17 protein-coding genes and 1 pseudogene are annotated in these 19,643 nt (G+C 64.7%); 4 read left to right on the top strand and 14 right to left on the bottom strand.

Annotated elements, in window-relative coordinates; translation table 11 throughout:
• The first annotated feature begins 10 nt into the window (after window positions 1–10).
• Window positions 11–3,628, top strand: coding sequence for a hybrid sensor histidine kinase/response regulator (locus tag ACCQ10_RS14970; RefSeq protein ID WP_372361122.1), 3,618 nt, complete (start codon window positions 11–13; stop codon window positions 3,626–3,628).
• 377 nt (window positions 3,629–4,005) lie between these two features.
• Window positions 4,006–7,500, top strand: a complete 3,495-nt coding sequence (locus ACCQ10_RS14965) for a hybrid sensor histidine kinase/response regulator (protein ID WP_372361121.1) — start codon at window positions 4,006–4,008, stop codon at window positions 7,498–7,500.
• A gap of 240 nt (window positions 7,501–7,740) precedes the next feature.
• Here ACCQ10_RS14965 and mdtD read toward each other — a convergent pair whose 3' ends face one another.
• Window positions 7,741–9,168 carry a multidrug transporter subunit MdtD gene (gene mdtD / locus ACCQ10_RS14960; RefSeq protein ID WP_372361120.1) on the bottom strand — a complete coding sequence of 476 codons (1,428 nt, stop codon included), beginning with the start codon at window positions 9,166–9,168 and terminating at the stop codon, window positions 7,741–7,743.
• 439 nt (window positions 9,169–9,607) lie between these two features.
• Between mdtD and ACCQ10_RS14955 the strand changes: the two genes are divergently transcribed.
• Window positions 9,608–11,146 carry a helix-turn-helix domain-containing protein gene (locus ACCQ10_RS14955; RefSeq protein WP_372361119.1) on the top strand — a complete coding sequence of 513 codons (1,539 nt, stop codon included), beginning with the start codon at window positions 9,608–9,610 and terminating at the stop codon, window positions 11,144–11,146.
• Here ACCQ10_RS14955 and ACCQ10_RS14950 read toward each other — a convergent pair.
• From ACCQ10_RS14950 to ACCQ10_RS14925, 6 genes are read right to left on the bottom strand one after another with little or no spacing between them, the layout of a single operon-like run.
• Window positions 11,143–12,927 (bottom strand): hypothetical protein, encoded by a 1,785-nt coding sequence (locus ACCQ10_RS14950; RefSeq protein ID WP_372361118.1) that lies wholly within the window; start codon window positions 12,925–12,927, stop codon window positions 11,143–11,145. The genes ACCQ10_RS14955 and ACCQ10_RS14950 overlap by 4 nt on opposite strands.
• A 40-nt stretch (window positions 12,928–12,967) precedes the next feature.
• Window positions 12,968–13,654 carry a glycoside hydrolase domain-containing protein gene (locus ACCQ10_RS14945; protein ID WP_372361117.1) on the bottom strand — a complete coding sequence of 229 codons (687 nt, stop codon included), beginning with the start codon at window positions 13,652–13,654 and terminating at the stop codon, window positions 12,968–12,970.
• Window positions 13,655–13,710: 56 nt separating this feature from the next.
• Window positions 13,711–14,766 carry an NUDIX domain-containing protein gene (locus tag ACCQ10_RS14940; RefSeq protein ID WP_372361116.1) on the bottom strand — a complete coding sequence of 352 codons (1,056 nt, stop codon included), beginning with the start codon at window positions 14,764–14,766 and terminating at the stop codon, window positions 13,711–13,713.
• Window positions 14,767–14,770: 4 nt separating this feature from the next.
• Window positions 14,771–15,418: a hypothetical protein gene (locus ACCQ10_RS14935; RefSeq protein ID WP_372361115.1), complete on the bottom strand. Its 648-nt coding sequence runs from the start codon at window positions 15,416–15,418 to the stop codon at window positions 14,771–14,773.
• Window positions 15,415–16,485 carry a hypothetical protein gene (locus ACCQ10_RS14930; protein ID WP_372361114.1) on the bottom strand — a complete coding sequence of 357 codons (1,071 nt, stop codon included), beginning with the start codon at window positions 16,483–16,485 and terminating at the stop codon, window positions 15,415–15,417. The genes ACCQ10_RS14935 and ACCQ10_RS14930 overlap by 4 nt, the downstream gene beginning before the upstream one ends.
• A 19-nt stretch (window positions 16,486–16,504) precedes the next feature.
• On the bottom strand, window positions 16,505–16,852 hold the full coding sequence (locus tag ACCQ10_RS14925; RefSeq protein WP_372361113.1) for a hypothetical protein: 348 nt from the start codon (window positions 16,850–16,852) through the stop codon (window positions 16,505–16,507).
• Between the two features lie 95 nt (window positions 16,853–16,947).
• Here ACCQ10_RS14925 and ACCQ10_RS14920 point away from each other — a divergent pair, with 95 nt between their 5' ends.
• Window positions 16,948–17,163 (top strand): hypothetical protein, encoded by a 216-nt coding sequence (locus tag ACCQ10_RS14920; RefSeq protein WP_349776353.1) that lies wholly within the window; start codon window positions 16,948–16,950, stop codon window positions 17,161–17,163.
• Between the two features lie 262 nt (window positions 17,164–17,425).
• On the opposite strand, the pseudogene ACCQ10_RS14915 reads toward ACCQ10_RS14920, so the two are convergent.
• The 7 genes and pseudogenes from ACCQ10_RS14915 to ACCQ10_RS14885 all read right to left on the bottom strand — a co-directional run.
• Window positions 17,426–17,587 (bottom strand): annotated as a pseudogene (locus ACCQ10_RS14915) (RebB family R body protein); the annotation flags it as partial.
• A complete protein-coding gene (locus tag ACCQ10_RS14910) occupies window positions 17,584–17,829 on the bottom strand; it encodes a RebB family R body protein (protein ID WP_039414362.1) in 246 nt (81 codons plus the stop codon). The pseudogene ACCQ10_RS14915 and the gene ACCQ10_RS14910, both read right to left, overlap by 4 nt.
• A 22-nt stretch (window positions 17,830–17,851) precedes the next feature.
• A complete protein-coding gene (locus tag ACCQ10_RS14905) occupies window positions 17,852–18,187 on the bottom strand; it encodes a hypothetical protein (RefSeq protein ID WP_039414365.1) in 336 nt (111 codons plus the stop codon).
• A gap of 106 nt (window positions 18,188–18,293) precedes the next feature.
• Window positions 18,294–18,572 (bottom strand): RebB family R body protein, encoded by a 279-nt coding sequence (locus ACCQ10_RS14900; RefSeq protein ID WP_022973268.1) that lies wholly within the window; start codon window positions 18,570–18,572, stop codon window positions 18,294–18,296.
• Window positions 18,573–18,624: 52 nt separating this feature from the next.
• Window positions 18,625–18,891: a RebB family R body protein gene (locus ACCQ10_RS14895; protein WP_039414371.1), complete on the bottom strand. Its 267-nt coding sequence runs from the start codon at window positions 18,889–18,891 to the stop codon at window positions 18,625–18,627.
• A gap of 30 nt (window positions 18,892–18,921) precedes the next feature.
• Window positions 18,922–19,191: a RebB family R body protein gene (locus ACCQ10_RS14890; RefSeq protein WP_022973269.1), complete on the bottom strand. Its 270-nt coding sequence runs from the start codon at window positions 19,189–19,191 to the stop codon at window positions 18,922–18,924.
• Window positions 19,192–19,226: 35 nt separating this feature from the next.
• Complete coding sequence (locus tag ACCQ10_RS14885) at window positions 19,227–19,514, bottom strand: RebB family R body protein (protein WP_039414376.1); 288 nt, start codon at window positions 19,512–19,514, stop codon at window positions 19,227–19,229.
• Window positions 19,515–19,643: the final 129 nt, after the last annotated feature.

The raw sequence follows: 19,643 nt of genomic DNA, 5'->3' as shown, positions 1-19,643 counted from the left end.
CAACAACCGCATGTCGCCCCCCAACTGCCTTCCCTGTCGCGTGCTGCCGGCCTCGCTGATGACGCGATGCATGCTGCTGTTGTGCCTGGTGGCGGTGTGCGCATGGCCGGTACGTGCATTGGGCGGTGTCCCGGTATTGCCGCAGCCGCGTCAATTGACGGTGGCCGACGGTCTGCCGTCCAACGTGGTGTATGGCTTCGACGAGGATGCCAACGGCTATTTGTGGCTGGCCAGCAGCGATGGATTGGCGCGCTATGACGGCCGCAACTTCCGCATCTGGCGAATCGAAGATGGGCTGCGCGACAACCAGGTGTGGGCAGTGCACGTCGACAGGCACAACCGCGTCTGGGTCGGCACCGGGATGGCGGGCCTGGCCATGCTGGACCCGTCGCGGCACCGGTTCACCTTCTACGACGGCACGCGCTACCCCGCACTGCGCGGCGCAGCGATCTGGAACATCAAGTCCACCGACGACGGCAGCATCTGGTTCGGAACCGAAAGCAACGGGTTGTATCGGCTGCGGCCGGACGGGGCGCTGGACCACTTCGTGCATCGCGCCGACGATCCACGCAGCTTGCCCGACAACGCCATCTACCGGCTCGAGGTCGACAGCCGCGGCGTGCTGTGGGTGGGAACCGCTGACGGCGCTGCGCACTGGACCGGCACGGATTTCGAGCGGCAGGCGGTTCCGCGCGGCACGTCGCAGATCATCACCCGGCTCACTGCCGACACCGACGGCAGCGTGTGGATAGGAACCGGTGACGACCAGCTGTTTCGACGCGACGCCGAGGGCTCCCTGCATCCGCATCAGTGGAAGGTGTCCGCCAAATTTCCGGTGCTAGGGCTGCTGCTGCGTGACCACGACGGCAGTTACTGGCTCGATACCATGGATGGGCTTGGCCACGCCATCGGCAAGGAGGTGAGCAACGTGCCGTTGTACAGCCTGGCGGCGCATGGTCGCATCCGTCCCAACTGGGAGTCGGCCTATCAGGATCGCGAAGGTGGCGTGTGGTTCGCCAGTCCCAACGGCGGGCTCTGGCATTTACCCTCGAACTGGCGCCGATTCGCGGTGGTGTTCAATTCCAAGGAGGACGGCAACCACGGCGGCAACCTGGCTATCCAGGCCGCAGCCAAATCCAGCGATGGGCAGTTCTGGCTGGTAGGAACCTCCGGCGTGCTCGAGCGGGTCGATCCTGCGGTGGGCAAGATGGAGCGCGTGTTGCCGACCTTGGGAGTGAGCAGTTGGTCCTACAGCGTGCTCGAAGATCGCAAGGGCCGGGTCTGGGTTGGCCATTTTGGAGAACTGGTCCGGTACGACCCGTCCAGCGGCGCGCTACGGCGTTGGAAGATGGCCGACGAGCAATCGCAGGGCGACGACCAGGATGAAACACTGGATGTAGCGATGGAAGCGCTGCAGCAGACCGCCGATGGACACATCTGGGTGCGCACCACGACCGGGCTGCAGGAACGCGACGAGGAGGGACGCGTGCTGCGCCGATTGCGGCGCGGCAGCCACGGCCTGGACTACGATGTGGTGGTGCACGATCTGCAGAACGGTCCCGACGGCGTGCTGTGGCTGGCTGGAAGTCAGGGCCTGCAGCGCTGGAATGCGGCCAGCGACCGCTTCGAGGCGATCGTCGGTGCGCCTGAAGAGCAGATCTTTACCTTTCGCTTCAGCGACAGTGGGGTTGCCTGGCTGGCCGGCCTGGGCAAGCTGCAGCGTTACCTGTGGAAGGACGGCCGCCTGCAGCACCTGGATACGATCGGTGCCGAGCAGCAGTTTCCGGCGCTGGCGCCGCAAGGTCTGGTGATCGATGCCGACGGAGTGGCCTGGTTGTCGAGCATGCGTGGCCTGATCCGCGTCGATCCGGCCACACGTGGCGTGCGGATCTTCGGCGTGCATGACGGGTTGCCCAACCCGCAGTTCGTGGCGCGCTCGCTGGTGCAATCTTCCAAGGGCATGATTGTCGGTGCCACCCCCGACGGGTTGGTGATCTTCGATCCCCGCGAGCTCAAGCCCAACGAGCACCGCGTTCCGCTGGTGATCGAGCGGGTAGGGCTGCGACGCGGCGAGAGCGGGCTGGATGTCAGTCATGTCCAGCCGTTGCTGGTGCAGGACGGCGATCGCGACCTGCATATCGTGGCGCGCCTGCTGAGCTTTGCCGATTCAGAATCCAATAGCTACCGCTTCCGCCTCAGCGGCTACGACCCGGACTGGATCGACGTCGGTCCCAGCGGTGAGCGCCTGTTCTCACGCCTGCCCGCCGGGGACTACACGCTGGAAGTGCAGGGACGCACCGCCGATGGCATCTGGTCGGAAAGTCAGACACTGCGCTTCCGCGTCATGCCGCCGTGGTGGCTCTCGCCCTGGGGTCTGACAGCGCTGGGGTTGCTTCTGCTCTGCATCATCGCAGCCGCGGTGTTGCTCTACCGCCGTCGCCTGCGCCGCCTGAACGCGTGGCAATTGGCGGTGCACAAGCAGGAACTGGCCGAGCAGGCATCGCTGGCCAAGACGCGCTTCCTGGCCACGCTGGGCCACGAAGTGCGCACGCCGATGACCGGCGTGCTGGGCATGAGCGAATTGCTGCTCAAGACCACGCTGGATACCAAGCAACGCAGCTACACCGAATCCATCCGCCGTGCCGGCGCGCACCTGCTGCGGTTGGTCAACGACGCGCTGGATCTGGCACGCATCGAATCCGGGCGGCTGGAGCTGGATTTGCAGCCGTTCTCGGTACGCCAGCTGGTCGCCGAGGTCGAAGGCCTGATGGCACCGCTGGCGCAGGAGCGCGGGCTGCGTTTCAGCCTGGAGGTAGGTTTGCTGGGCGACATCACCGCCAGCGGCGACCCCACCCGCATCCGGCAGATCCTGCTCAACCTGCTCAACAACGCGATCAAGTTCACCGAGCGCGGCGTGGTAGGGCTCAAGCTGACCACGTTGGGCTCGTACCAGGGCTTGCGCTTCGAAGTGGCCGATACCGGCCCCGGCATCAATGCCGACCAGAAGGCGCGTTTGTTCCAGCGCTTCGAGCAGGGCGATGGTGCCAAGACCACCTCGCGCTATGGCGGCAGCGGCCTGGGCCTGGCGATCTGCCAGGAACTGGCGCTGGCGATGGGCGGGCATATCGAAGTGATCAGCCGGCTCGGGTCTGGCACGCGATTCGTCGTGGACCTTCCACTGCGCTGGGTGGCCTCCAATGCACCGCTGGGCGGCGAAGTGCCGCGCGCCAGCGCTGCGGTCGCCCCGCAGCGCATCCTGCTGGTGGAAGACGACCCCACGATTGCCGAGGTTATCGTTGGTTTGCTGCGCTCGCAGGGGCACTCGGTGGTGCACGCACCGCACAGCCTGGCTGCGCTCACCGAGGCCGCCGACAACACCTTCGACCTGGCGCTGCTGGATCTGGATCTGCCCGGATTGGACGGGTTTGCACTGGCGCGGCAACTGCGCGTGTTCGGTTACCAGATGCCGTTGATCGCGGTGACCGCACGCTCGGACGAGGCGGCCGAACCTGCGGCCAGGGAGGCAGGGTTCGAGAGTTTCCTGCGCAAGCCGCTGACCGGTGACATGCTGGCCGACACCATTGCAGACACTTTACGAAAGGCGCGGCCGTACGATGGCGCCCGCTAGTCCACCCCCGCACGACAGCGCTGCGGGAAGCCTGCGGCGTGGTGAGTGAGTGACGCGACGGTTTTAGCATCGATGCGAGGTGGCGATTATTTCGCCAGGCATCGGCCTTGTTCAGGGAGCAGTCGCCTTGCACACCTGGCGGCGGAGCGTTGCGGCACTGACCAAGTGCAGCGGTCAGCCCTGTGCGGGCCGCCGCGAAACAGAGGGATGAGTCGCACACGCGCATGCGCGGGCTTGCCCGTACCGCGCGTGGCCCGCACTATGCGCCGACTTGTCGTGAAACTCTTCCGGTGCGCCTTCCATCCCGCTTCGCCTATCGGCTGCATGCTGCGCTTTGCTTGTGCCTGTGGCTGATTGTGCTTCCGGCACAGGCGCGCATGCCGGCCACACCGGCGCCCGTCCAGCTGACGGTTGCCGACGGGCTGCCGTCCGACACGGTCAATGACTTCGCCGAGGACAAGCAGGGCTATCTGTGGCTAGCCAGCGATGACGGGTTGGCCAGATTCGATGGCCGCAACTACCGCATCTGGCGAATGGAAGATGGCCTGCCCAGCAACGTGGTCTGGGCCGTCCATGTGGATGCCAAGGACCGGGTGTGGATGGGTTTCGAGGATGGCGGCGTCGGCTTCCTGGAAGCAACCACACGCACCTTCAAGCGGCTGGAAGATCCGCAGTTTCCGGAACTGCGCGATGCCATGGTGTGGGCATTGGCGCAGACACCGAACGGCGACCTCTGGATCGGGACCGGCAAGCAGGGGGTGTACCGCTATCGGGCAGACGGGCGCATGCAGCATTTTGCCGCCACCGGTGCCGATCCCAACAGCTTGCCGTCCGACAGCATCGTCAATTTCGAGGTCGCGTCCGATACGCTGTGGATCGGCACCTGGGGCGGACTTGTGCGGTGGGACGGCGAACGCATGCAGCGCGTGCCGCTTCCGGTCGCGGACCAGTCCGTCAACAGGCTCTACCTGGAATCGGGCGGAAGGGTGCTATGGGTCGCCGATCTGCTGGGCAACACGTTTCGGCTGGACACCGCCACGCACGCCACATCGCGTCCGTGGCAGATCGCTGCCACCGGGCCGCAGGTAAGAGGTGTCTTGCTGCGCGACAGGCGCGGGCGTTACTGGTTGGACACCGATGCTGGTCTGAGCATCAGCAGTGGCGACGCGCCCATCAAAAAAGTGCCGATCTACAGTGCCTCGGCGCACGGGCTGGTCAATCGGAACTGGATCGCCTCCTATCAGGACCGGGAAGGGGGGCTGTGGTTTGCCAGCCTCGAGGGCGGGCTGTGGCATCTGCCGCCGCGGTGGGACACCTTCGCGGTGTTCTCGCATCATGAGGATGATCCGCAGTCGCTCTCCAATCCGTCGATCGCTGCCATAGCGCCTTCGGCGTTGGGCGGTGTCTGGATGGTGGGGACGCGAGGCGTGCTGGAGTACTTCGATCCGCTGAGCGGAAAGGTGACGCGGCATCTGGCCAGGATCGATCCAAGGCGCGTCCCCGATACCGTCTTCGAAAGCAGGCAGGGGATGGTCTGGATCGGCGTACAGGAAAGCCTGGTGCGCTACGACCCGCGCACGCGGCAGGTCAAGCGTTGGCCGCTGCTGCAGAATATCGATCCCACGGTCGACCCCGACAATGCGGGCAGGCCGGGCAAGATGGCCGAAGATGCACAGGGACGCATCTGGGTGGCGCTGATGACGCAGGGCATCCAGCTGTGGAGCGACGCAGGGCAACTGCTCAGGACGATCGACTACGGAACCCATGGGCTGAAGGCGCTGACCGTGCTGGACATGCGGATCGGGCCCGATGGACAGGTCTGGCTGAGCAACAAGGCTGGCCTGTGGCGCTGGGACCCGAAGGCGGACCGCTTCGTTGCGGTGCCCGGCGCGGCTACCCTGCCCACGTATGTGTTCCGCCTGGGAGATGGCGGCATCGTCTGGGTGGGGCTGGCCGGCGAATTGCGGCGGTATCTATGGGATGGCGCCCAGCTCAAGCACCTGGATACCGCAGGAAGGGAGCAGGAGTTCCCGAAGGTGGCACCGACCGGCATGGTGATCGACGCCGGTGGGGTGGCCTGGGTGTCCAGTCACCGTGGGCTGATTCGCGTCGACCCTGCCAGCAGGCTGGTACGCGTGTACGACGTACACGACGGTTTGCCCAGCTCGCCCATGCAGATCGCCACGCTGGTGCAGGCCCGCACCGGCCAGATACTGGGTGGCACCTCCGATGGGGTCGTGGTGTTCGATCCGTCCACGATGCGGCCGAACGCACGCCGGCCGCAGTTGCTGATCGAACGTGTGGGCCTGCGGCGTGGCGAACGCAGCCTGGATGTCACCGGCACCACGCCGCTGCAGATGCAGGATGGCGACCGCGACCTGCACATCGTCGCGCGCATGCCCACCTTCACCAATCCCGAGTCCACCAGCTACCGCTTTCGCTTGAGCGGCTACGACCCGGACTGGATCGATGTCGGCTCCAGCGGCGAGCGGCTGTTTTCGCGCCTGCCCGCCGGACACTACACGCTGGAAGTGCAGGGGCGTACCGCCGACGGCATCTGGTCGGAAAGCCAGCAGCTGCGGTTTCAGGTGTTGCCGGCGTGGTGGTGGTCGCCCTGGGGCATGACCCTGTTTGGCCTGCTCGCGCTCAGCATTGTGATCGCCGCCGTGCTGCTCTACCGCCGTCGCCTGCGCCGCTTGAACGCGTGGCAATTGGCGGTGCACAAGCAGGAACTGGCCGAGCAGGCATCGCTGGCCAAGACGCGCTTCCTGGCGACACTGGGCCACGAAGTGCGCACGCCGATGACCGGCGTGCTGGGCATGAGCGAATTGCTGCTCAAGACCCCGCTGGATACCAAGCAACGCAGCTACACCGAATCCATCCGCCGTGCCGGCGCGCACCTGCTGCGGCTGGTCAACGACGCGCTGGATCTGGCACGCATCGAATCCGGGCGGCTGGAGCTGGATTTGCAGCCGTTCTCGGTACGCCAGCTGGTCGCCGAGGTCGAAGGCCTGATGGCACCGCTGGCGCAGGAGCGCGGGCTGCGTTTCAGCCTGGAAGTGGGTTTGCTGGGCGACATCACCGCCAGCGGCGACCCCACCCGCATCCGGCAGATATTGCTCAACCTGCTCAACAACGCGATCAAGTTCACCGAGCGCGGCGTGGTGGGACTCAAGCTGACCACGTTGGGCTCGTACCAGGGCTTGCGCTTCGAAGTGGCCGACACCGGCCCCGGCATCAATGCCGACCAGAAGGCGCGTCTGTTCCAGCGCTTCGAACAAGGCGATGGTGCCAAGACCACCTCGCGCTATGGCGGCAGTGGCCTGGGCCTGGCGATCTGCCAGGAACTGGCGCTGGCGATGGGTGGGCATATCGAGGTAATCAGCCGTCTTGGGCTGGGCACCCGCTTCGTGGTCGACCTGCCGCTGCGCTGGGTGGCCTCCAATGCCACCCCGAGCGGCGAGGTGACGCGCGCCAGCGCACTGGTCCCGCCACAACGCATCCTGCTGGTGGAGGACGACCTGACCATCGCCGAGGTCATCGTCGGCTTGCTGCGCTCGCAGGGGCATTCGGTGGTGCATGCACCGCATGGCCTGGCCGCGCTCACCGAGGCCGCGGACAACGCCTTCGACCTGGCCCTGCTAGATCTGGATCTGCCCGGATTGGACGGCTTCGCGCTGGCGCAGCAACTGCGCGTGTTCGGTTACGAGATGCCGTTGATTGCGGTGACCGCGCGCTCGGATGAGGCGGCCGAACCCGCGGCCAGGGAGGCCGGCTTCGATAGTTTCCTGCGCAAGCCGCTGACTGGCGACTTGCTCGCCGACACCATTGCCGAGGCGCTGCGGCGTGTGCGTACGCGCGACGAGATCTAGTTGGCCGCTCAACGATTGACAACGGCGGTGATGCAACGCGGCAGCGTCCTGTTGATGGGTGATAGGCCATGGGTGGCGAGCGATGGGCGAGCCGGCATCGGTGCAGGCCGGCGTTGATTGCACCGGGTCTTGAACAAGCCGTCGGCCATCCTCGTGCAAGGCCGTGACCACTGCGCCAGTCGGGCAGTGACTTGCGAACACACCGCGTCCCGCTGCCCGCACCAGCCACGGTGGCGGTGTCTACTCGGCCACTGCCTCCACGTCCCTGGGATGCGGCCGGGTCTCGGCCAGCTGCCAGAAGATCAGCGTAGAGGTCAGGGTGATGCCGCCCACGCACAGGAAGGTGGCATGCAGCGCGGCGGTGGCGCCGTGCGTATCGCCCAGATGCGTGTTGAACGCGGCCAGCAGGCTGCCGGCTGCTGCGGCGCCGAATCCGGTCGCCAACATCATCACCATCGACAACAAGCTGTTGCCGGGGCTGGCCTGCTCGCGGTCCAGGTCGCGCAGGGTCACGGTATTCATGACGGTAAACTGCAACGAATTGACCCCGCCAAAGCAGGCCAGTTGCAGCAGGCGCAGCCACAGCGGCTGGCCGGGCTCGATCAGTGCAAAGCTGGCCATCGCCAGGCCTACCAGCACGGTGTTGACCATCAGCGTGTTGCGGTAGCCGAAGCGCCCCACCAGTTTCACCGCGGCGCGTTTGGCGGCCATGCCGGCCAGCGCTACCGGCACCATCATCAGCCCGGCGCGCATCGGGCTCATCCCCATGCCGACCTGCAGCAACAACGGGATCAGAAACGGCATCGAGCCACTGCCGATGCGTGCGAACAGGTTGCCGAGGATGCCGATGCGGTAGCTTGCCACCTTGAACAACGCCAACGGAAACAAGGCATTGGCGGCCGTACCGGCATGCAGCCAGTAACCGGCAAGCGCGGCCAGCCCTCCGATCGCCAGCAACATCACGAAGGCATGGCGCATGCCCGGTTCGGCGATGCCATCCAGCGCCAGCGACAACGCCACCATGCCAAACGCCAGCATCAGATAGCCGACCAGATCGAAGCGCCGGCGTGCATCGCCGTAATGGTCCGGCATGATCTTCAATGCAGCGATAAAGCCGATGATGCCGATCGGCAGGTTGATCAGAAACACCCAATGCCACGAGGCGACTTCGACCAGCCAGCCGCCCAAGGTCGGGCCGATCAACGGGCCGATCAGCGCGGGGATCGCGATAAAGCTCATTGCACGCAGGAAGTCTTCGCGCGCCACCGTCTTGAGTACCGCCAACCGCCCGACCGGCAGCAACATCGCCCCGCCGATGCCTTGCACCACGCGTGCGGCCACCAACTGCGGCAGCTGTTGCGCAGCGGCGCATAGCAGCGAGCCCAAGGTGAACACGATGATCGCGGCAAGAAAGGTCCGCCGCGTGCCGAAGCGGTCGGCAATCCAGCCCGAGGCCGGGATGAACATCGCTACCGCCAGCGCATAGCTGAACACCACCGACTGCATCTGCAGCGGGCTTTCACGCAGGCTGCGCGCCATCGACGGCAACGCCGTGTTGACGATGGTCGCATCCAGCATCTGCATGAAGATCGCCAGCGACACCAGCCACAGCAACGGCTTGACCTCGGCGTAGGCGCGCACGGCAGGGGCGGAAGAGGGCATGGGCATCGCTATCGGGAGGGCAGCGCATTATCTCCGCGCGCGCGTGCAGAGCGTTGCAACACGCTGTACTGCCGCGCTGCTTGAGTCCGCCGCAGCGCGCCTGGCCCCATTCGCGGCGAGTGAGACGCACCTCACTCAATCCAATTGCGGGCAAGCCGGATGCCACGAATCGTCGGGAACGGACGGCGGGCGCGTGCTAATGCCAGATCTGGCTTGCACCAAGTGGTTGCGTTGCTGGCGAAATCTTTTTGCGCCTGTCGCCGGACCTGTCACCGCAAGCGAGCGTCGTCTCACATGAGGGGGAACGACCGAGTGCGGGCGAGGGGAGCGTTCGATCAAGAGCCGAATGCACGCTTGGAGCTTTTGCCGACGGTCTGGTCAGGGATGGCGCGACTTGGGTCTGGCCGCCTTTCGAGCGCGCCAGTCGATCAGGTCGAAAACATCCATGGAAAAGCAAATCTTCAATGTCGTACAGCGCGCCTATGTTCCGGGCGATCCCTTGGAGGACGTGCTGGCAAGGATCGCTGCGGAGTTTTCGCACAGCGCGATTACGAACGGCGCGGTATGTGAGTTTGTCGCGGTGGAGAATGGCAGCCCACCGGTCGCGGATCAGCTAGACGCACGACCCACGACGACGCAGTGTTTTCCTGTCCAGCACGCCCGGCAGGTGCTTGGCACACTGAACGTAACGTCGGCCCAAGGCGGAATGACCCAGCAGGCGATGCTGCTGTGCCAGCAGATCGCAAGGTGGTGTGCGTACCTGATCAAGCGCGACGTCGCGCGGGCGTTGGCGCAAGACCGGTTCGGCCGAGCGCTGTCGCTTGTGGGCGTGAGCGAAGAGGTCTGGAAGATCGACGAATTCGTCGAACAAGCGGCATGCAGTCGTCTGCCGGTCATCCTGCGCGGCGAGTTCGGTACTGAAACGGAGCATGCGGCGGTCCTGCTGCATGCCACTGCGCCCTGGCAGAAAGGGCCGTTCGTTGCGATCGATTGCGCTGCTCCCGACGACGCACCGGCAGCATGGCTCGAGCGCGCGGACGGGGGAACGCTGTTCCTGCAGGGAGTGGACGAGCTCGACGACGCATTGCAGCGCCAGTTGGCCGGGCAACTTCGGGGCCGCTGCAGTACCTGGTCTGCGTTGGGCGGCGAGGCCTTGCCCCGAATAGTCGCGTCCACGACCGCCGATCTATCGCGCCGCGTGCGGGCCGGGCGCTTTTCGCGGGCGCTGCTCTCGCAGCTGGATGTCCTGTCGTTCGAACTCGCCCCGTTGCGTAAGCGGCGGGCGGATATCGGCTTTCATGTCGAGTGCGTTCTGGATCGGAATGGATTGGATCACGGTCAGCTGGTTACCGCGTCGTTGATGGAAATGCTGACGCACTACGCATGGCCCGAGAACCTTCAGGAACTGGAACGGGTGGTGCTGCGACTGGCGGTCATGACCGCTGGCGGGCCCGTCGGCATTGCCGATATCCAGCGCCATGCGCCGCGTCTGCTGGAAGGTCGGGCACAAGAAGCGCAGCGCGATGCGCGCGCCACGATGCCGCAACAGGCGGATCCTCCCGGCCAGCCAACGCCGCCGGAAACCCCGGTCGACTGGATCGATGGCCTTCCGCATCGCCCCGGCCAACGCCTCGCCAGCCTGCACGACGCACTGCGGCGCGCCCTGGTGCATCTGGGCGAACACTACGCCGAGCCGCTGACCCTGGGCGACCTAGCCCGGCAAGCGCACGTCAGCCAGTCGCATCTGGGCTTTTTGTTCCGCGACGAACTCGGCACCCCATTCAAACCGATGCTGCAGCAGCTCCGCATCGAAAAGGCCAAGGAGCTTTTGCACCGGCAACCGAAACTGCGCATCACCGAAGTGGCGCTGAAGGTCGGTTTCGGCGACCTGAGCCATTTCGAGAAGAGCTTCCGGCGGTTGGTGGGAGTGAGTCCGCGTGAGTTCCGTAACGCCCGCAGCCAAGTCGGAGCATCAACGATCTAGGCCTGAGCTAGTAGTGTTTTGATGGTTTCGTGCTGTTTGGACAGCAGGTCAAGCAGCACGAACTCTCCGATCAGTGCCGCCGCCGCCTTACGCTGACCGTCGATGTCTAGCAGCGATGCATATGCATTGGCGGGATCGGACGCGCTGGAATAGAAGGGTGCCTGCGCATCGGTGGCGGTGGTGAGGGTCAAAAACGCGATAGCTGTTTTTGCGAACGGCGGTTTTTTGTGTTTGACGAACACCACCAGCGTGCACTCGTAGCTGAGCCCTCCCACCCGTGGCGTGTTGTGTGGTTGGGCCAGGACCTGGACGTCCTCGCCGAGCCAGCCTCCGACGGCTTGGCCGAATGCGGCAATGTCCAGCGCACGTAGCTGTTTGTGGGTCACCCGTGCCACCGCCGCCATGTCCACGCCGGAAAAGCGCAGTTGGTCGATCGCCAGATAAGGACTCTGGGCGAGGATGCTCATCAACCGCAGATCATCGCTGAAAGCGGCCGAAAGCACGACCGGCCCAGTGAAGGATGCCGACAGCAGCGTGAGCAGGGTGCCGGCGCCATAGCGTGCGGCCAGAATGCGTGTGCGCGTGGCATCGGTCGGTTGCCCGTTGACGTAGTCCGGTGCGGCTCCCAACGTGCGTGCGCGCACCGACGCCATCAACGCGTTCACCAGCGCGGCGGCGTCGTCACCAGCCTGCCCGACGTGTCTGCCCGCCATTCCAGCGAGCACGTCTTGAAAATGCGGTAGCTGTGCTCTGGACGCGTACCAGGCATGGATGGCGGCCACACGTTCGCGCCGCTTGGCTTCCTTATGCGCGCCCAGTGCGAGCGGGTCGCTGGCGATCTCGCATAACATCAGCAGATTCTCGCGCAGATGATAATCCAGGTCAGGTAACGGCAATTGCCAGCGCTCCTGCGCGCCGCCAGCAGTGGCGATGGTCAGGTGTCCGTTTTCAATCTCCGACCAGATCGCGATCGCTTCGATCGTGTCGCGGCGCGGCAGGCTCACGTCGATCAATTCCATCAGGATGCCGCGTGGACTGGCAGGTTCCGTCACAATTCGGTCGACATAGGTTTCCATGAGGTTGGCGTGCCAGGTGTAACCCAGGCGATAGAGCACGAATGGCTTGATCCCGTCGTTCAGCACGATGCCCGGCGGGGATGGTGTATCGCGCTCGCCGATCTTGGCGATCTCCACGCCGTTATAGGCGGACAGGCCGGTGCGGTCACGCTCGAAGACCCGACGTAATGTCTGCGGCGCGTCACAGGTGACCAGACACCTCACGTCGACCGCGTTCGGACTCCACTGCGCACGTGGAATGGGGTAAAGCTGTTCTGACAGCGGAGATTCGAGTGCCGTCAGCAGACTGAGCTCGAAGGCGATGAGGACGCCGGCACTCTTCATTTCATCGACGACGATGTCCTCGATTTCCGCATGCAGCGCATCCTGCACGGATGTAGGAAGCCAGGGGTCGATCGCGACCTGCGTGTCCCAATCCGAGCTTCCCGAATCGAACAGGTGCTGGTCGTGCCCTTGCAACAGGTCCATGCATGCTGTGAATGCATTGCCGCCTTTGATATAGAAACGTGCCAGCGGCTGCTCGCCGCGCAACATGAATCGCTCGCGGACCTCGATGCATAGACCTGCGATTCGATCCTGGATGGCGCCCAAGGCCTGGATCACCGCAGAGCGCACGTTGGGATAGCGCGCCGCGTCGTTGATCCGTTTGGTCAACTCGCCGCTGATCGCACGGCGCAGTTGTTCTTGTTCGGGAGATTCCTTCATGGCGTGGCCTCGGCTCGCGACGGGTGGAGGGTGCGTTTGCTCAGGGAGCACTTGGATCTGCGGCGTCGGAGTAAGTGAGGTCGACCCGCAGACCATCGCAGGGCGTTCCCGGCAGCGACAGCACCGCGTTCTGTTCGCACTGCCAGAGCGCGGCATGCGCATAACCGCAGCCGGCCGGACTGGATGCAGTCAGCGTCTGGATGTCGCCGGCGTAGGTGTGGGTGTTGGCGTTGGCGACGCGCCAAGCCCAGATTTGCAGCGCCGGCCCCGGCGCCAGTGCGTCAACCAGGCTGGCGGCCAGCACGTGCGAGCAATACAGGCCCGGCGCATAGCCGGCATCGACCAGTGCGGCGATCCAGGCGCGGATGTAGGCGATTCCATCGGGACTGGGGGAGCTGCCGTCTTCCCAGTCCAGATAGACAGTCGCCCCAAAGGGAAAGCCCTCTTGATCGGCCAGGGCGGCCGCGTTTGCGCCGTCTAGGCTGCCCTGTGCTGCAGTCACGGTATGCGAGCCCGGTCCGGTGGTCTGCTGGCCCAGGTAGACCGGCGCCAGCCCCCACCCATTGGCGACCAGTGTTGGCCGCCATCCCATCCACCCGGTGTCGGCATGGCTGGGCGCCGGCGCCAGGTAATAGCCGCACCATGCCAGTGCGGTATGTGCCTTCAACCATGCGAGCGCGGGTAGTCCTGGAAAGCGGGCGGTGTCGAAGCCGAGGTGGAACGTCATGGTGAAACTCCGCGTCTATAGAGTGGTGGTGGAGCAAGAAATCCAGTAGCGAGCAATCAACGAAGGGATTGCAGATGCAGTGCGATCAGCTCGTACCAATCGATGGCCTGGCGTCTGCCTCGCTGCCAGCCTCTGTCATGCCTGCTCGGAGAGGGCGCGTCGGGCGGTGACGGATAGGCAATGCCGGCCTTGGCGTAGGCCGCTTCTTCGATAGCGGAGCGCGTCAAGAATTGATAGGCGCCAAGATGTTTGGCCAGTTGCGATTTATTGACGCGTTGCACACACGCAAGCTCCCAATCACAGACCCCACTGCCGTTTGGTCGATTGACCCCGACGCGTGGAATAGTCGCCTGATTGATGGATGTCACGATGGCATCCAGATCAAGTTTGGTAAAGAAGCACGCCAGCCAGAACGACTGACCTTGTGTGTCGGTCAATTCGACGGGTGGATCGCCTGGGAAGTGACTCACATTGTCGAGCGAGAAACCGGTCTCCTCGGCAAATTCGCGCCGCGCCGCTGCCTCGGCAGATTCGCCGCCGTGGATGCCGCCACCGGGCAACGCCCATTGACCCGCTTGGTTGACGATGCATGGTGGCTGGGAGACTGCCCAACTGCCGATGTCAGACGCGATCGAGTTGGCCTGCGCGCGCGGCGTATTCCATTGCAGGGGATTGTCGACGGCAGCGGCGATGCTGGATGCAAGCGCATCGGTATCGCATCTGATGCTCGGAGCGAGCGCAACGCCGTTGCCACGTGCAATCGTCACATCAATGAGGTTTCTGATGGCGAACAGCGTGTTGTCGGCGATCATTTTTCCGTCGGGACTGGTGATGCACGCGTCCCTTGCGATCTTGAGAGCACTTGCTGCATCGGGAAAGACAGCGATGCCGTCAGAAAAAACTCCATTTGCCGCTTGATAGGCCGCACTTAGCCCGGCATGGGCGGTGTTCCAGTTCTGCACTGGATTTGCATTGATCTCGCAGACCACCGTCAGTGCTTCCACTGCCAGCACCGGTGCCGCATATTCCGCCCACCACCGATTGAGTATGCGTTTGCGCGCGATCAGATAATGTCCGGCCCCGTCCGACACCGCCGCATAGACCTGTGGCATGCCATCAGCTCCGATCTGGTGTCGATTGGGGCGACCCATTGGGTGACAGCGAGTCGGGTATGCCGGCGCTCATCGCCTGCTCGGCCTGCTGCTGCGCAGCGGCGACCGCAGCGGCGGCAGCCTGGTCGGCCTGCTGCAGTGCCTGATTTGCGCTGTCGACCGCCTGATTATTGCCGGCCGCGGCAGTTGCCGCGGTTGCGGCCTGCATTGCTGCCTGCACTGCCATGTCGCTAGCCGCCATCGCTTGATCGATCTGAGCTTGCGCCGCTTTCAGCGCGGCTTCGATCTGCGACGATCCTGACGATTGCGCTGTGGTGGCTGGTGTCTGGTTCGGAGACGTGGGCGTGGGCTGGGTATCGTCGGACATGCTGGTGTCTCCTGAAGTGGAAGTGGAAGTGGAATGGAGCGCCGTGAGGTCATCGGTACGCGATGGCTGCATCGGCGCAGCGCGTGGTGCGGTTTCGGTTGGGCGCTGCGCTGCAAGCGTGCGCAGCATCTCGCCCAGTGCCTTTTCGGCTTGCGACATGCCCTGGCGTGCTGCCGCCAGGGCGGCTGCACGACCTGCATGCACCGCGTCGCGGGCCGCGTCGGCGGCGCTGACGACAGGCGGCGCCTGTTCGGTGGCCGCGGGGAGCGCGCTTGATGCGTTCACTCTGAGTCCTCCGTCTTCGCAACCTGCGACGTGCTACTGGACGCCGGCGCCGCACCGAAATCGCGCAGCGAGATGACGCCGCCGTTGACCTGCAGCAGCGCAGCCAGGGTGTCGTTGTGCATGGCGAATACGCAGCTGTTGCCATCCTGGCCCAGCACGCCGCGGCTGGGCCGGTTGGCGGCCAGGAAGGCCTGCGCGGATTGCAGGTAAAGGCGGATCGCGTCGCTCGCCGCCTGGTCGCCGCCGTCGCCTCGGTAGCGGGTGTGTTGGACGATCTGCTGGGCGGCCAGCGATAGTCGCGCGAAGCCGATCTGGCGCCCACGCGCCAGCCATTCCGCAACGCTGCGTTCGACCTCGTTGGGCGAAGGCAACCCCTGCACCTGTGGGCAATCCAGGGTGGTGAACAACTGCGGCAGCAGCGCCTGCAGTGCCGACGCTGCTGCATGTGCGCGCTCGTCCGCTGCGACGATGTTGGCGGTGCAGGCCAGGTAGAAGCGGTAGTAGTCGCAGAATTCCAGCGGCGTGCGGGCCTGCTCGACGGCGAATGCCGCTGCCTCCTGCTGCAGTGACGGCGTCACGTTGGCCGGTGGCGGGTCGGCGGCCAGTTGGCGGAGTGCCAGGCTTTCTTCCAGATCCAACGACTGGAACACCGCGGCGCCATCGACCTTCAGCTGCGTCAGCAGGCTACGGCCTGCGGCCAGGTCGCTTGCGGTGTACAGGGCATTGTCGCGGAAGATCCGCTGCAGCTGCGCCTTGACCACCGAACCGGTGTCGCCGGCTTCGGCCTGTGCCAGCGTGCCCAGGTCGGTGGGGCTCAAGGTCATCAGCTTGACCGGGCTGACCTTCAATTCCAGCTGCGGCAACAAGGCCAGGCGCGAGCCGTGCAGGCCTTGCTGCACCTCGTGGAGCAAGCTGCTCTCGTCGGGAAAGTCGTAGCGCACACCGGGCGACTGGATCGCCCAGGCCAGCCATTGCGTGCCTCCATCGATGAAGGCCAGGCACTGCCTGCCCAGCGTCGAGAGCATCGTCGGCATCGAGATCAGGCGGCCTGCGATCAAAACGGACATTGCATGACTCCTTGAGAGGTCAACCAGCGGGGAAGTTCTTCAGCACCAGGCCGGCCGCCGAGCCGATCCTGGCGAAGTCGTCGGTGGCGCCCTGCATCAGCGCCTGCGCCTGGGTGAGCGCGGTGACGTATTTGGCATCGCCGGTGGCCAGGTACTGCGCCATCGCCACGCCGACGGCGGTGGTGGCGATCGTGGAGACATTGCGCAGCGCATCGGTGGCGTCCTGCACCGCGATGGCGGTGGACTGCGCTACCGATTGATACGCCTTTCCGGCGCCGCTGGTCAGCACGACCTGCGGGCTCATGGAGGCCATCTGGGTCTGGTTGATCACATCGATGACCTGGGCATTGACCTTGCTCGGTTCCATCTCGGCTCCCGTGGATTGATCGGCGGCCTGGCAATGAGGCCTGGTGGTGGAACGGGCCTCTACGCAGGCCGCTTATGGCGGAGGCGGCGCTGTAGATGCAGGTGCAGGTGCAGGCACAGATGCAGATGCAGGTGCAGCAGGAGCAGCAGGTGCAGGTGCAGAAGGGGGTGCGCCAGCAGCTGCGGCTGCGGGTGGAACTGGGGGTGGAGCAGCAGGAGCATCAGCAGTGGCAGGATCATTGGGGCCGGCGCCGGGAGCGGGGGGAGTGGCGGGCAGCGGCGGCGGAACGCTCAGCGCATGCACTTCCATGAGGTCGGCGGTCGCCGTCGCCGCATCTGCTGAGGCGCCCTGCGCTTGCGTCTTCAGCACGTCGACGGCCACCTTGGCTTCCGCCGCTGCGGCGGCGATCAGTGCGGCCGGCGGGGGCGGTACGGGGGGCGGGCCGGGCAATGGTGCGACTGTCGGTGGAGGGCCTGGAGGCGCGGGCGGTGGCGGCGGCGGAACCGGGAACGGTGCCGAGATCATCTTGGCGCAGGCCGCAGTGATCGCAGCGGCATTGATCATGCCGGCGCCCTGCTGCCGGTTGACGGCGTTGTGCATCGCCATGCCCAGCGTTTCCAGCATCACGGCATCGAGCATGCCGAGCGCCTGTGCGGGTGCCTGACCGGTGGTCAGCGTCACGATGTTGCTCACCGCGTCGACGATCTGGCTGTTCACGGTACTGTCGTCGATCATGATGAAGTCGCTCCCTTCTGGATGATCAAGGCAAGGATCTGGGTGAGTGCGGCATCGGCGAGCACCTGTCCGCGTTGCTGATTGGCGACGGCGTTTTCCATTGCCAACGCGATGGAATCCGACAACGCCAGGTAGGTGGCCCCCATCGCGAAGGCCGGCGCTTGCCCGATGGCCAACGCCGCACCGGTTGCGGCAGGGCCGACCAGGCTGGCGACGCTTGCGGCACGCGCGCTTGGCTGCATGACGGGGCACTAGCCCTGCGTTCTAGGCCAACGACGGCCTGCGCTGTTCAATGCCAGCCGACGCCGAGAACAGCACGGTGTTTTGTGGCTCGTGCTTGCCTGCGTATTGCAGGGCAACGCCATTGCGCACGGATTCCAGGAAGGCAAAATTGCCGTGCGGCACATCGATCACGCCGTCCAGCTTCTGGCGATACACCAGCGGCTGCACACCGGGAATCAGCGGGAGAATTCCGTCGAACTCGACGTTCATCACTGCCTTCTGGTGCGGCGCGAACGTCGCCACGATGGTGCGGCCCCTGATCAGTCTGACGAAGACGTCCAGGGTGTTGGACGTGGGGATATGACGTAGTTGCAGCATGGGGCGTCCTTTCTCGATTCGGCCGGCGAACTGCGTGTGAGTTTTATGGGTCTGGCATATCGAACCAGGCGCCGCTCACCCTGTGGCAGCGGCGCCTGGCTGCCGATTACCGGAGCCCGGCGCTCAGGATTTCCCGGGTGGCGACGCCATCGGACGCGGTATCGATCGAGTACAGGGTGGACACGCCCTGGGTGGTCGATGCCTGCATCGTCACGTAGGACTGCTGCTGGTTGTTGGTGGCGTTGTGCGCGGCGTTGGACAGCGCCTGGCTGGTGGCGACGAACAGGTTGCCCATTGCAATCGCCGGCGCATCGCCGAGGACCTTGGTGTTGACCTGGGAAACGGAATCGGTGATCTGGCTGTTGACGGCGGTCGGAAAGGCCATGGTGATAGCTCCTTGAGGTAGTGAAAGAACGAAGACGCTGCGGCGTTAGCGGTTAGCCGAGAATCTTCTTGGTGGCGGCACCGGTGGTGCCGGTATCGAGCGAATACAGCAGCGAAACGCCCATGGTGGTCGCTGCCTGTGCGGTGACATACATCTGTTGTTGCGCGAGCGTGGCGTTGTGGGCCGCGTTTGCCAGCGCCTGCGCGGTGGCCTGGTACAGATTGCCCATGGCTGCGGCGGGCGAGCTTCCCAGCACCTGCAGGTTGGCCTGGGTAACCGAGTCGGTGATCTGGTCGTTGACGGCGGTGGGAAATGCCATTGGTGGATGTCCTTGGCGTTAGCCGGGCCTTCAGACGCCCAGGATCTGCTTGGTAACGACGCCGGTGGTCGCGGTATCGATGGAGTACAACGTGGCCACTCCCATCGTGGTAGCCGATTGCGCAGTGACATAGCTCTGCTGCTGCGCGTTGGTTGCGTTGTGGGCAGCATTGGCCAACGCTTGCGCAGTTGCCTGATACAGATTGCCCATTGCAATCGCCGGCGCGTCGCCAAGGACCTTGGTATTTACCTGGGTAACGGAATCGGTGATCTGATTATTGACTGCGGTTGGAAATGCCATTGCTTGCTCCTTATGTGCCAGAAATCACGATTGGCTTAGCCCAGGCCCTTCACGCCAGTGCTCAGAACCTGCTTGGTCGCCACTCCGGTGGTGGCGGTATCGATGGAGTACAGGGTGGCGACCCCCATCGTGGTTGAAGACTGCGCGGTGACATAGCTCTGCTGCTGCGCATTGGTCGCGTTATGGGCGGCATTGGCCAGCGCTTGTGCAGTGGCCTGGTAAAGATTGCCCATGGCGATGGCAGGGGCATCGCCCAGCACCTTGGTATTGGCTTGTGTGACGGAGTCGGTGATCTGGTCGTTGACGGCAGTTGGAAAGGCCATGCTTTTCTCCCTGATGTACGGATGATTGAAGCGCTGGAACAAACGTGACGGTGTCGAGGTTGTGCAGGCGGCCTGCCTGGCTGGAGATGTGTTGCAGTGGCATCGCATCACCGTGGAGCAACAGTAGAT

It is taken from the genome of Xanthomonas sp. NCPPB 1325, assembly GCF_041477645.2.
GTDB classification, from domain to species: domain Bacteria; phylum Pseudomonadota; class Gammaproteobacteria; order Xanthomonadales; family Xanthomonadaceae; genus Xanthomonas; species Xanthomonas cannabis.
Note: the sequence above shows the minus strand (reverse complement) of the source record. Positions and strands in the feature narration are given on the sequence as shown.

Excerpts from the sequence above, each read along its gene's own strand:
- ACCQ10_RS14885 (WP_039414376.1), bottom strand. The coding sequence starts at position 19,514 with ATGGCCTTTCCAACTGCCGTCAACGACCAGATCACCGACTCCGTCACA.
- ACCQ10_RS14925 (WP_372361113.1), bottom strand. The coding sequence starts at position 16,852 with ATGGAACCGAGCAAGGTCAATGCCCAGGTCATCGATGTGATCAACCAG.
- ACCQ10_RS14945 (WP_372361117.1), bottom strand. The coding sequence starts at position 13,654 with ATGACGTTCCACCTCGGCTTCGACACCGCCCGCTTTCCAGGACTACCC.
- ACCQ10_RS14910 (WP_039414362.1), bottom strand. The coding sequence starts at position 17,829 with ATGCAGCCAAGCGCGCGTGCCGCAAGCGTCGCCAGCCTGGTCGGCCCT.
- ACCQ10_RS14900 (WP_022973268.1), bottom strand. The coding sequence starts at position 18,572 with ATGGCCTTTCCGACCGCCGTCAACAGCCAGATCACCGATTCCGTTTCC.
- mdtD (WP_372361120.1), bottom strand. The coding sequence starts at position 9,168 with ATGCCCATGCCCTCTTCCGCCCCTGCCGTGCGCGCCTACGCCGAGGTC.
- ACCQ10_RS14890 (WP_022973269.1), bottom strand. The coding sequence starts at position 19,191 with ATGGCATTTCCAACCGCAGTCAATAATCAGATCACCGATTCCGTTACC.
- ACCQ10_RS14970 (WP_372361122.1), top strand. The coding sequence starts at position 11 with ATGTCGCCCCCCAACTGCCTTCCCTGTCGCGTGCTGCCGGCCTCGCTG.
- ACCQ10_RS14905 (WP_039414365.1), bottom strand. The coding sequence starts at position 18,187 with ATGCTGCAACTACGTCATATCCCCACGTCCAACACCCTGGACGTCTTC.
- ACCQ10_RS14955 (WP_372361119.1), top strand. The coding sequence starts at position 9,608 with ATGGAAAAGCAAATCTTCAATGTCGTACAGCGCGCCTATGTTCCGGGC.
- ACCQ10_RS14965 (WP_372361121.1), top strand. The coding sequence starts at position 4,006 with ATGCCGGCCACACCGGCGCCCGTCCAGCTGACGGTTGCCGACGGGCTG.
- ACCQ10_RS14940 (WP_372361116.1), bottom strand. The coding sequence starts at position 14,766 with ATGCCACAGGTCTATGCGGCGGTGTCGGACGGGGCCGGACATTATCTG.
- ACCQ10_RS14895 (WP_039414371.1), bottom strand. The coding sequence starts at position 18,891 with ATGGCATTTCCCACCGCCGTCAACGACCAGATCACCGACTCGGTTACC.
- ACCQ10_RS14920 (WP_349776353.1), top strand. The coding sequence starts at position 16,948 with ATGCAGGTGCAGGTGCAGGCACAGATGCAGATGCAGGTGCAGCAGGAG.
- ACCQ10_RS14950 (WP_372361118.1), bottom strand. The coding sequence starts at position 12,927 with ATGAAGGAATCTCCCGAACAAGAACAACTGCGCCGTGCGATCAGCGGC.
- ACCQ10_RS14930 (WP_372361114.1), bottom strand. The coding sequence starts at position 16,485 with ATGTCCGTTTTGATCGCAGGCCGCCTGATCTCGATGCCGACGATGCTC.